The 11788-nt window shown below is 40.0% G+C and carries 10 protein-coding genes and 1 tRNA gene; 9 read left to right on the top strand and 2 right to left on the bottom strand.

Annotated features, from left to right (window positions below):
• Positions 1-274 precede the first annotated feature (274 nt).
• From B155_RS0105310 to B155_RS0105295, 4 genes are all read left to right on the top strand, one after another.
• Complete coding sequence (locus B155_RS0105310; RefSeq protein WP_018127210.1) at positions 275-694, top strand: endonuclease domain-containing protein; 420 nt, start codon at positions 275-277, stop codon at positions 692-694.
• A 91-nt stretch (positions 695-785) separates the two neighbouring features.
• Positions 786-1679, top strand: coding sequence for a GntR family transcriptional regulator (locus B155_RS0105305; RefSeq protein ID WP_018127209.1), 894 nt, complete (start codon positions 786-788; stop codon positions 1677-1679).
• A 43-nt stretch (positions 1680-1722) separates the two neighbouring features.
• Positions 1723-3642 (top strand): DEAD/DEAH box helicase, encoded by a 1920-nt coding sequence (locus tag B155_RS0105300; RefSeq protein WP_018127208.1) that lies wholly within the window; start codon positions 1723-1725, stop codon positions 3640-3642.
• 74 nt (positions 3643-3716) lie between these two features.
• Positions 3717-3789, top strand: a tRNA-Gly gene (locus tag B155_RS0105295).
• Between the two features lie 184 nt (positions 3790-3973).
• Here the strand turns inward: B155_RS0105295 and B155_RS0105290 are convergent.
• Complete coding sequence (locus tag B155_RS0105290; RefSeq protein WP_018127207.1) at positions 3974-4219, bottom strand: hypothetical protein; 246 nt, start codon at positions 4217-4219, stop codon at positions 3974-3976.
• 119 nt (positions 4220-4338) lie between these two features.
• On the opposite strand from B155_RS0105290, the gene B155_RS0105285 reads away from it, so the two are divergent.
• From B155_RS0105285 to B155_RS0105275, 3 genes are all read left to right on the top strand, one after another.
• Complete coding sequence (locus B155_RS0105285) at positions 4339-5514, top strand: MFS transporter (protein WP_018127206.1); 1176 nt, start codon at positions 4339-4341, stop codon at positions 5512-5514.
• 93 nt (positions 5515-5607) lie between these two features.
• Positions 5608-6036 (top strand): OsmC family protein, encoded by a 429-nt coding sequence (locus tag B155_RS0105280; RefSeq protein ID WP_018127205.1) that lies wholly within the window; start codon positions 5608-5610, stop codon positions 6034-6036.
• Between the two features lie 166 nt (positions 6037-6202).
• Positions 6203-8317 (top strand): tetratricopeptide repeat-containing sensor histidine kinase, encoded by a 2115-nt coding sequence (locus B155_RS0105275; protein ID WP_083902106.1) that lies wholly within the window; start codon positions 6203-6205, stop codon positions 8315-8317.
• On the opposite strand, the gene B155_RS0105270 is transcribed toward B155_RS0105275, so the two are convergent.
• On the bottom strand, positions 8314-9492 hold the full coding sequence (locus B155_RS0105270; protein WP_018127203.1) for a hypothetical protein: 1179 nt from the start codon (positions 9490-9492) through the stop codon (positions 8314-8316). The genes B155_RS0105275 and B155_RS0105270 overlap by 4 nt on opposite strands.
• 201 nt (positions 9493-9693) lie before the next feature.
• On the opposite strand from B155_RS0105270, the gene purF reads away from it, so the two are divergent.
• Together purF and yihA are read left to right on the top strand one after the other, a co-directional pair.
• Positions 9694-11196: an amidophosphoribosyltransferase gene (purF, locus tag B155_RS0105265; RefSeq protein WP_018127202.1), complete on the top strand. Its 1503-nt coding sequence runs from the start codon at positions 9694-9696 to the stop codon at positions 11194-11196.
• Entirely contained in the window at positions 11183-11785 is a 603-nt protein-coding gene (gene yihA / locus B155_RS13010) for a ribosome biogenesis GTP-binding protein YihA/YsxC (protein ID WP_018127201.1), read from the top strand. The genes purF and yihA overlap by 14 nt, the downstream gene beginning before the upstream one ends.
• The last annotated feature ends 3 nt before the right edge of the window (positions 11786-11788 follow it).

The following is an 11788-nucleotide window of genomic DNA, read 5'->3' as shown; positions in this document are numbered from 1 at the left end:
AGAATTAACACACCCCTAAATCCCCTCTCTAGAGGGGACTTTTTTAAATGCTTTATCAAAGCTAATATCAATAGAACATGAAACCCCAAGGTGGATTGCCTACTGCATTTTGTAATTGAACCATCTGAGTAATTCCGAAAATCAATGATAAGATCATTCCACTTACTATGATATTTCTAATTACAACCTTCATTAATCACTTTGTTTTTAGTCCCCTCTAGAGAGGGGATTTAGGGGTGTGTCAGAAGTTGATAACAAGCTATATTAAGCTAGAATGCCAAGAAGAAAGATAATACCATATAACCCGGCGCTTAAAGAACTTGCTAGAAAACTTCGTAATAATGCTACTAAAGCTGAACGAGTTCTATGGCATTCTCTGAGCGGTAAACAATGTTTTGGGTATGATTTTCATCGCCAAAAACCGATTGGGAATTATATAGTTGATTTCTTTTGTCAGGAATTAATGCTGGCCATTGAAGTTGATGGTGTGTCTCATAATCAGGAATCAGCCCAAATTAAAGATCGACAAAATGAAGAATTTCTAAATAGCATTGGAATAGCAGTACTAAGGTTTCAGGATTCTGATATATATCCTGAAAATAGAGATGCTTTAAGAGCCATTGAGGAGTATGTGATAGAATTTGAGAAATTAAACAAGGTTGACACACCCCCAACCCCTCTAGAGAGGGGATGACTAACTTTTCAAAGAATAGTTTTTATTACAAAAATAAGTAGCATGATTACTTTTATTGAGATTATAAAATTGTGTTTTTAGGAGTGAGGCTTTGAAAACATCTGCCAAGTATATAGCGGATCGAATTCGACTGATGATTGCCACTAAGCAATTTCAGGTAGGAGAGGTATTGCCATCTACTCGAGAGTTGGGACAACAGCTAGAAGCGAGTTTTCATACCGTTCGAAAAGCCTATCACGTACTCGCAGATGAAGGACTCATAACTAGTGAGCCTGGCCGCGGATTTGTAGTGAATCGTCAATCTCCTATGCTTGATAAGGCACAGCGTTTGGAAATTGGTGGAGAGAAAATACAATCGCTCGTTGAAGAATTGGTAGGTTATGGCCTAGATGATGCAGAAATAGAGATCCTATTTCAAGAGCAATTGGACTTTATGGAATGGCCTGATCGTATTCAATCGTGTGCAAGTGTGGGTGAGAATAATGAAATGGCATCGATGCTTTCCAGTGCTATCAAAAAACAAATCGGTGTTAAAAGTAAAACACTTTCTTTAGACGAGTATGATAATGCTGCTAAGTACGATGCGCTATTTGTACCTATAAAGTTTGTGCATCAATTTCGAAGTCTGTCAGAGTCCATAATGATTATACCCATTGTGTATATGTACGACCCTGAGATCCTTTACCAAATTAGTGAACAAGCAGGAATTCAAACTATCGGCTTAGTTACCGCTGATGAAGAAAGTATTCCCAAAATCATAAACGAATTAAAGCAATCTATTCCATTCGAAGGGTCCTTTGTTGCTGGAAGTATTTACGGGCGCTCACTACCATTATTCGTTAGAGATACCGATTTAATTCTCTATACCCAAGGGAGTGCTCGGCTCGTGGAGCAAAAGGTACCTATAAAAAATAGAATTCGATTAGATTATAGATTAGCTGATCGAAGTGCAGAAATGATCCGCGCTGAGTTGTGGGATCAATAATAGAAAGATTGATAAGCGGTTTTACCGTTGAAAAGAGAATTCATTGAAGATTAAGAAAACGATATCCAAAGCCATTTCGGCCATTCAGAAAGAGATTGAAGCAGTTAGGGAAACCCCGTCTAATGATGTGCTCATGAATGGAGCCAGAGAAAGCAAAGGCTCACATTACGTATATGTGTTTGAGACGAATAACCACGGACTGCGTTTCGCAGAAGAGATTCGAGCGAAGTTAGATAGCAAAGAACTCAAAGTGACGGAGCTGGAATTTAAAGACGGGAAAATTTGGTTGGAATTCCCTGAAGATTGTGGCGCAGCTATCGATGAAGTGTATCTGGAATGGGAGAATGATTTTGTGCTCAAGAAGATGGAAGAGCATTTAATGACTTTAGAGGATAAGGCCAAAGAAGTCCCACAACTTGAAGCACTTTTGAAACCCGCTCATAGTTTCGAAATGAAGTCGTCGGATCAAGCTATAAGCACGGATGGTATTCGAAATGCTTCCCAAACAGAAGCGATTCAAAAAGCCGTTGAAAATAACATATTGTACGTGTGGGGACCTCCAGGTACTGGTAAAACGGCCACTTTGGGGTTTATTACCGCAAACTTATTGAAGCAAGAAAAGCGGGTATTATTTGTTTCTAATACCAATCGAGCGGTGGATGTTGGTTTGATAAATACCGTGCAGGCACTAGAGGAAATTGATCCTGATTTTGACTTACAGCAAACAACTCGATTTGGAGATGCAGCTCTTGAGGATGACCGTTTGGAGTCGTTGTTGTTTGAGCATCAGGTGAAGAAGAAGCTAGATAGCAAGAAAGCCCAAGCCATTGAATTAAGTACAACTTTAGATCAATACAATGCCCTTCAAGAAAAGATAGATGAGATGATGGTGGACGGTGAAGAAGTACCGCAATCATTGGATCTACAATGCCAGCTATTGGGTGAAAAAGTGGATCGAGAAGGTGGAGTAGAAGTTCTACAAGATAAAATCGATCGACTGCTCAGTCTCAATGAACGTTACGAGCTAAAGAAAAAGCAATTGGTAGCAACCACGATGGCCAAAGTATGCACCTCGGAGCTGTTTTTTAATATCAGCTATGATGCAGTAGTAGTGGATGAGGCTTCAATGGCAGGCATCCCGTATTTATTACTGATGGCAGCCAAGAGTAAGAAACATCTGATCATTGCAGGCGATCCTATGCAGTTGCCACCCATTGCACTCAATAACGATCCGGATGCTCGGGCTTTTCTCGAACAAGACATATTCAGTTTTGTATCAGGGGCCGAAACGACCGAGCAGTTATTTGAATGGCATGATGATCACCCTGACTTTACCTGTTTTTTTGATACTCAATATCGCCTTCGTTCCGACCTCGCTGGGGTAATCAGTTCTGTTTTTTATGATGGCCGTTTGAAAAATGGTGCGATCATCGAAGAACAAGGAAAGGGAAGTAGTTCGGTGGCTTTGGTAGACTCATCGAAGTATGGACCACATATAGAGCAAGATCAAACAGAGCGTGGCTTTAAACCAAGTAATCATGTGCACCTTAAATTGATTGAGCAAAGCGTACGAAAACTCACTCTAAAGTATGCCGACGACAGTATTGGGGTGATAGTTCCCTTCCGCAGTAGTGTGTATACTGTGCGCAATCATTTGCGGGAAGAAGGCTATCGTTATGTAGAAGTAGGTACCATTCACACCTTTCAAGGACGAGAGAAGGAAGTAATTATCTTTGATACTGTGATGAGTGGTGAATTACAAAATGGAAGCCTAAGGCATTATTCCGTTCGCCCTTTTGATGAAACGAAGAACGGCTTAAGTGTTCCACGATTGTTAAATGTAGCTTTTTCACGTAGTAAACAGCTATTAGTAATTATAGCAGATATGAATCATGTGGAGCGAATTTATGGCAATAAGTTCCTTGGAAAGCTACTTGGGTCGATAAAAGAAATTTCTTTGTAAAAAGGGTTGATATATAATCTGATTTGGTCGTATATTTGTGGCCCTTTCGGGAACGGAAGGAAATTTACTGAAAAGCGAGAATAGCTCAGTTGGTAGAGCACAACCTTGCCAAGGTTGGGGTCGCGAGTTCGAGTCTCGTTTCTCGCTCATTTTCAAGCCTCTTAGATTTATCTAAGGGGCTTTTTTTATGGGTTTTATTTTTTCGGCGAGCAATGGCCGATCCGATGGGTGTGGGCATTGTTGCTTTGAATTTAGTTTGTAGCTCGGTCATCCATCGGACGGGCAATCCGCCCGATGGGGTTCCCTGGCCTTCCAGAGGGGAGTTAGGCTTTTATTCGAATTCAGCTAGCATGATCCAATGGATCGCCCATCGGATCGATGATGGAGGCTTAGATTCTTTGAATTCATCTGGTAGCTCGTTCATCCATCGGACGGGTAATCCGCCCGATGGGGTTCCCCGGCCTTCCAGAGGGGAGTTAAGCATTCTTCCGAATCTAGCTAAGTACAATCCGATGCATTGCCCATCGGATCGATGGTGGGTCTTTGTTGCTTTGAATTCATCTGGTAGCTCGGTCATCCATCGGACGGGCAATCCGCTCGATGGAGCTATGTGGCATTTAAGAAACCGATGAGTGGAAAGGAAATAAGATCATTACACCATAGCATCTCACATCTTCTCTTCGTTTCTTTGGCGCTATGGAAAAAAGAATCCCCTCCCACATTTTACCTGTAATCGTTATAGCACAATTTGCGGGGACTTCCTTATGGTTTGCAGGGAACGTGGTGGTACCAGATTTAATCACTGAACTAGGGGTCGACCAATCCTTTATAGGATTTATAACAATGGCAGTTCAGGCTGGTTTCATTTTGGGCACGCTGGTTTTTGCAGCATTAAATATGGCGGATCGTTTTTCACCGGTTAAGGTATTTCTACTTTGTGCGCTGGCGGGATCCTTGGCCAATTTTTCCTGTATATGGGCAACAGGTGTTTCTGAAGTAATTACGGCAAGAGTACTCACAGGATTTTTCTTAGCTGGTATCTATCCAGTGGGGATGAAAATTGCTGCTGATTGGCATGTGAAGGGTCTAGGAAAAGCATTGGGTTATCTTGTAGGGGCATTAGTGTTAGGTACCGCTTTCCCTCATTTATTAAAGTTTCTGGGTAGTGACTGGCCTTGGAAGTTTGTAATGGCTGGAACCTCTATTCTTGCATCATTAGGAGGGATATTGCTATTCCTAACCGTACCAAATGGACCTTTTAGAAGTACAGGCGGGGTGTTTACACCAAAAGTGTTATTTGAAGCATTCAAAGATAAAAACTTCCGCTCTGCAGCATTTGGATACTTTGGGCATATGTGGGAATTGTATGCTTTTTGGGCATTTATTCCTGTATTATTGATGGCTTACATACAACTTCATTCCGAAGTAGAATGGTCAATATCTCTGTATTCTTTTTTAATAATTGGAGTAGGAGCCGTGAGTTGTGCCATTGGTGGTTATTTTGCCTATCGCTTTGGAAGTAGAAAAGTAGCATTGATATCACTAGTGGTGTCTGGATTGTGTGGCTTTCTAATCCCCTTCACATTTGTCGGAAGTCCAATACTATTTATGCTGCTACTGTTTATATGGGGAATTTTCGTCATCCCAGATTCGCCACAGTTTTCGACCCTCGTTACTCGATCTTCAAATCCCGCTTATGTAGCAACCGGTTTAACCATTGTGAACAGTATTGGTTTCGCCTTAACTATTGTGAGCATTCAAATTATCAATTCACTGTGGACGTCTACACAAAGTCCGTATATATTCTGGATATTAGTATTCGGACCAATATTCGGAATCGTCCATATATCTCGATATCACGAAGAGAATTAATACCTTTTACAAGAATGTAAGCAATGTATTGAATGACAAAGCATAGGACTTTGTTAAGACCACAGAATAACCAAAAATTTAAAAGAGGAAATTATGCCAGATAAAAAAGCATCCGCCGTTTGGAACGGAGATCTTAAAAGTGGAAATGGAACTGTAGAAGTAGAAAGTGGAGCATTCGAAAGCTCCTATACTTTTGCCTCTCGTTTTGAGCAAGGGGAAGGAACGAACCCAGAAGAGTTGATTGGTGCTGCACATGCAGGTTGTTATTCGATGGCTCTATCAAATGAACTTCATTCGGCAGGCCATGAATCAAATAGTGTAGATACTAAAGCGGTAGTTACACTAGAAACAGTTGATGGTGCACCAACCATAAGTACAATCAAGTTGACTGCCGTTGCCGATGTGCCAGGCATGGATGAGTCGGAGTTTCAGAAAATTGCAGAAGCAACTAAAGATGCTTGCCCAGTTTCGCGCGCATTAAAAGCGGTGAATATTGAATTAGAAGCAAGTTTAAAAAACTAAGCTCCTGTATTTACTCAATTATAAAAGCCCTTCAGAAGTTCTGGAGGGCTTTTTTTATGGAGTTGTAATATTTAGATAAGAAATAAGACATTCTATTAATGAATGATGAGTATTAAACGATAATCCTTATTATTACATAGGTTTCAAAAAAGCTAAGGGGAAAATAATGAGGAAAGTGCTACGAATTGCATTCGTGGTATTGCTGTACGTGTTCATTTCAACAGGGATAATGGCACAATCAGTGAAGCACAATGCTTCGCTAGATACATCGTATGTAGTGAATTTATTGGATGAGTTATCCAATGAGATTAATAAAGGGAATATAGAACTAGCCAAGCAGAAGGCTAGAGAAGCAAAATCCATTTCTATAGAGATTGATTTCGATGATGGTATTGTAAGGTCTGAATTGACTTTAGTTGATGCCTACCTCACAGAAAAACTACTCGATTCTGCTGAAACCCTTATCCAACATCTTATCCTTACACATCCTGAAAGTAAGTACCGCGCAAGGATGCATAATTTTGAAGCGGTAGCCTATAATTATAGAGAGAATAACATTGAGGCTATTAACGCTTTCAATCAAGCTGAGAAATATTTAGATCGCGTACCTGCTGAAAGTAGAGATAGAATGGGAGCAGGAATCACGATGAACAGAGCTTCTTCCTATATGAAAATAGGGGATAGAATTTCTGGATTCGAAAGCTATTTATCTTCGTTACGCTTTGCTGAACAATCAGGAGATACACTCATTTTGATCATTGGGTTAAACAACCTCGGTGATAGCTATACAAACTTTAAAGAATTTGATAAAGCGGTCTTTTACCTAGAAAGAGCGCTAACTCTCGTTGAAGAAAAAGAACTTGATAGCGAGCGATTACGCATCTTGATGAACCTGGCCAATGCTAAAACAGGTCAAGAAGAATATTCGGAAGCAGAATCCTTGTACAAAGAAGCATTGGAGCTTCATAAAAAGGTCCGCCAAAATATCCCGCCCTATCAGATTCTATTCAATATGGGAAAGCTATATGTAGATATGGGCGAATATGATCAGGCCTATGAGTATTTAAGTGAATCGTTAGAGTATTGTGTTACATTAAATATTCCACAAGGGATCTACTTCAATCAATTTGGCTTGGGCCAGCTATATTTCTTTCAAAAAGATTACCCAAAAGCGATTGATTGGCTCAAAAAAGCTTATGTACAAGCTGAAATGATAGGCAGTTTGCCAATGATTCAAGATGCAAGAGAGTATTTATATGAGTCATATAAATTAAATGGGGCTTATAATGAAGCATTGGTTGTTTATGAAGAGTTTGTTCATGTAAATGATAGCCTTAAGGAAGTAGAGTCGAATAGTAAAATTGCGGAATTTAGAAGTGAGCTGGAGTTAGATCGGCAAACAGAGTTAAATCGACTGCTTGAGGAAAAACAGCATGAACAAGAGGCTCGTTTAGAAATACAATTTATATTGATTTTAGCGGCATCTATTGTGATTGCGCTCATTTTTATACTTCTGATTCAGAGTTATAGAGCTACTCGAAAAATGGAAGAGTTGAATGCTCAACTACAGAATCAAAAAGAGGAGCTTGAACAAGTAAGTAAAACGAAAGACAAGCTTTTTGCCATCATTTCTCATGATCTCCGCTCTCCATTATCGTCCATGCAAGGGTTGCTTTATCTCATTAACTCTGATCATCTCACCTTATCAGAGATTAAGGATTTGGTGAAGAATATTGAGCCTACTATGCGGAAGAATGTGGATACGATGGAGAACTTGCTCGCATGGGCACGTGAACAATTAAGTGGTGTTAAACTTTCCATCGACAACATAAATATTCAGCCGGTAGTGGAAGGAGTTATTGATAATCACTCTCTTCAAATTGAAGCCAAGAATATAGAAGTACATCAACAATATACCGTTACAAATGCACTTGCAGATAGCAACGCATTACGATTGGTGGTACGTAATTTAATCACGAATGCGATTAAGTTTACCCCAAAGGGAGGGAATATATTTATTCAATCCATTGAGGACTCTGAGGATGATAATATGGTTAGATTCAGCATCAAAGACACGGGAATAGGGATTCCAGAAAGCATGAGAGACACTTTATTCAAACCCTTTTCAGAAACCCGAAGAGGAACTGCTCAAGAAAAAGGGAGTGGCTTCGGGCTTAGTATCTGTAAAGAATTTGTTGAACGTATGAATGGAAGTTTGACTTTCGAATCAAAAGAAAACGAAGGCAGTACATTCATTATTAAACTTCCAAAAAGCTCTTAATCATTAATCTTAAGATCTTTGGCAAGCTCTTTGTCTTTGCTTGTTCTCCAAATAAACTGATCTAAGAAATAATGATGAAGTGCAAAGCCTAATAATAGTGCTTGCAGTAATCGATCGGTTCCAAAGTCAGCAAACATCATTTTTTTACTGGTAATCATAACGGGGATGCAGCCCGGGTGTACTTCAAAGGTACAACCAATAACTCGGAAGATGACCCCCATAGCAACCGCGGTTAGGATATAGCGTGGGAGCGATTTGGTAAGTTTAGCCGACCAACCAAACTTACTTGGGTCTTTGCTTTTCTTGTATCTGTTTTTGTGATGGAACCACACAATTGCATGGTATTGTAAATCATGAAAGATGGTTACGAAAGCACCGAATCCAAGTAAGCCTGCTGTTAATACCGCATCCGAATAGCAGATAAAAATATGCAAGGGTATAACAGCTAATAAGAACAATGCTTTTGGTAAGCTTACATGTTTACCTTGGCGCACAAGTACTACCTGACGCACGATATACACGATGGCTAAGGTGCCAATAATAGAGAGTGTAGTTACCGATACTAGTTGAACTGCTGAAATCCCAAGTGTGCTTTCAATGGAAGTTAAAACGGGAGCAATAAGGGTGTTCGTTTCTGGAAATCGAACGATAAATACTACAAATGGGAGTAACAACCCTGTGTAAAGAAGAGAAGAGTCTAGGTAGTAATCCCATTTAACGTCTTCTTTATTCTTTTTCTTATACAGAGCTAGAAAGCCATAATGTTGACGAACTACGTGCCAGTAAGCCCATAACCCAAATAGGGTAGTAAAAAGAATCCATGGGGTCTCATAGTTAGCAGAGCCATTGTTGTACAGCAAATAAGCAGAGAGGATAGCAATAGGGCCTGCTAGGAACCACAGTAAACTCCAAAGCAACAACTTCTTACGTTGTTTGAATTCTTGCTTGTCTAGATAAGTGCGGCTATAAGTTCCAAAGAAGTGGGGGCTGTCGATAAATGCTACCCAGAAAAACCAAATAGTTACCATATCCCAGCCTAGCCCGGCATACATAAACATGAGTAAGTACCCGCCTAAGGCACCACCTATAAACCAAATTAAGTCGGTCTTTTTATCAATAATCCAATTGGTGTTATACCAAGTTGAAGAAGCAGGTGCTGCTACATTTGTTGCCATAAATCCACACTTTTAAATTTTCGTCAAGTATAGTTAGTTGCCTCATTAATAGGAAATATAGCTTTAAGAAATAGGCCTTAAAATCTATGTTTGAAAAAATACATCAAGAAGTTTTGTTTAAACCATATCTAATTCAAAATTCCGATTATCATTTGTTATCTTAGTACACTTCAAGAATCAATCAAATTCGGAGCATTATTAATGAGCGATAAACCTCGCGAGTATTGTGGCATTTTTGGGATCTTTGATCATCCTGAAGCAGCCCTTGCCACGTACTATGGTCTGCACTCTCTACAACACCGCGGCCAAGAATCGGCTGGAATTGTAACTAGCTACTACGACGAAGAAAAAGGCAGAAATATCATGCCTTCATACAAAGATTTTGGACTTGTGTTGAATGTATTCAACAAGCCAAAAATCATGAACAAGATTTTAAAAGGTCGTTCAGCTATTGGTCACAATCGTTATTCAACTTCGGGTTCTTCAAAAAACCCAGCGAATATCCAGCCATTTAGAGTTCATTATCGTAGTGGGAACATCGCCATTGGTCACAATGGGAACCTCTCAAATGCTAAGCAAATTCGTGATCGCTTTAGAAAAGAAGGGGTGATTTTCCAAAGTACCTCCGATACAGAGCTCATTCTTCATTTGATATCGCATAGTATCAAACAAGATCAGATGGGGCAGATCATGGATGCTCTTCATCAAATTGAAGGTGCATACTGTTTAGTGCTTCTTACCGATGATAAATTGATTGCAGTTCGCGACCCAAATGGTTTCAGACCATTAGCCTTGGGCAAGAAAGATGGTAAGTTCTGTGTAGCTAGTGAAACGTGTGCCTTTGATATCAACGACGCTGAATACATTCGTGATATCGAGCCAGGTGAAGTTGTAGTAATTGATAAAGAAGCTACCGAGAAAGGGGAAGTGAAATCGTATTTCATAGAGCCTAAAGCAGGTACCCAAACAAGTCAGTGTATTTTTGAATATGTATACTTCTCGCGCCCAGATAGTATGATTTTTGGGGAGATGGTAGATAAGATTCGTCGTAATCTTGGTAAAGCTTTAGCCAAAGAGCACCCAATTGATGAAGTAGTTTCCAACATGGATGCCGATAAAAAACCGGTTGTTATTTCCGTTCCGGATTCGAGTAATACAGCGGCCATTGGTTATGCCAACGAGAACTTAAAAATGGGCAAGGAATGTAAGTATGATATCGGCTTAATCCGTAATCATTATGTTGGCCGTACCTTTATTTCTCCCGGACAAAAATCTAGAGAGCAGAAAGTTCGCACCAAGTTTAATCCAGTTCGTGGGGTAATTGAAGGCCGTTCTGTTATCATCGTTGATGATTCTATTGTTCGCGGTACAACTTCCCGTTACTTAGTGGATATGATTCGTGCATGTAACCCGGCAGAAATTCATTTCTTAGTAAGTTCACCACCTATTATCAGTCCATGTTATTACGGGATGGATTTCCCAACTCCTGAAGAGTTAATAGCGAATAAGTTTGATCGGAATGTGGAAAAAATCGCTGAAGAAATCGGTGTTGATAGCTTAAGATATCTCTCTGCCGATGGGCTTGTAAATGCTGTAAAGGAAGCGAATGTTTCTGAAAATGACTACTGTACGGCATGCTTTACAGGTAACTATCCTGTACCCGTTAATTTTGGTGTAGAAAAAGAAGAAAATGAACTTGTTTAATGGCAAAGCTACTTTTGTAACTAGTGCCACTAAAATTGAAGAGTGCCCAAAAGCCGATCTACCCGAAGTATGTTTTGCGGGACGGTCGAATGTTGGGAAGTCTTCGCTTATCAATGCGATTGTAAATCGTAAGAATATAGCTCGTACGTCTAATGTGCCGGGTAAAACCCAACAGATGAATTATTACCGCATTGGTGATGATTGTTATTTTGTTGATTTGCCAGGCTACGGGTACGCTAAAGTGCCTCAGAAAGAGCGCGAACGTTGGGGGAGGAATATCCGTAAATACCTAACGGAGCGAGAAACACTTCACCTTGTTATACATGTGGTAGACGCAAGGCACGAACCAACTGCCCTAGATCAAGATTTTTTCTATTGGCTGGCTTCAAACGAGATGCCATTTTGCGTACTCCTTTCCAAAGGGGATAAGCTTTCGAATAATAAATTGGCCCAATCTCGAAAAAAAGTGAAAAACATTTTAGCTGAAATGAACATTGAAGTTCCAATCATTGCATATTCAGCCAGCAGCCGAAAAGGTATTCCCGAGATTCAAAAACTCATCACAGAATTCATCGACCCAAAAGAATAAAAA

Source organism: Balneola vulgaris DSM 17893 (assembly GCF_000375465.1).
Taxonomy (GTDB): Bacteria; Bacteroidota; Rhodothermia; order Balneolales; family Balneolaceae; genus Balneola; species Balneola vulgaris.
This window is presented reverse-complemented; position numbering and strand designations above follow the sequence as displayed.

Bases quoted from the DNA above. Each gene is read 5' to 3' on its own strand.
- B155_RS0105310 (WP_018127210.1), top strand. From the start codon at position 275: ATGCCAAGAAGAAAGATAATACCATATAACCCGGCGCTTAAAGAACTT.
- B155_RS0105290 (WP_018127207.1), bottom strand. From the start codon at position 4,219: ATGACCGAGCTACCAGATGAATTCAAAGCAACAAAGACCCACCATCGA.
- B155_RS0105285 (WP_018127206.1), top strand. From the start codon at position 4,339: ATGGAAAAAAGAATCCCCTCCCACATTTTACCTGTAATCGTTATAGCA.
- B155_RS0105280 (WP_018127205.1), top strand. From the start codon at position 5,608: ATGCCAGATAAAAAAGCATCCGCCGTTTGGAACGGAGATCTTAAAAGT.
- B155_RS0105275 (WP_083902106.1), top strand. From the start codon at position 6,203: ATGAGGAAAGTGCTACGAATTGCATTCGTGGTATTGCTGTACGTGTTC.
- B155_RS0105270 (WP_018127203.1), bottom strand. From the start codon at position 9,492: ATGGCAACAAATGTAGCAGCACCTGCTTCTTCAACTTGGTATAACACC.
- purF (WP_018127202.1), top strand. From the start codon at position 9,694: ATGAGCGATAAACCTCGCGAGTATTGTGGCATTTTTGGGATCTTTGAT.
- yihA (WP_018127201.1), top strand. From the start codon at position 11,183: ATGAACTTGTTTAATGGCAAAGCTACTTTTGTAACTAGTGCCACTAAA.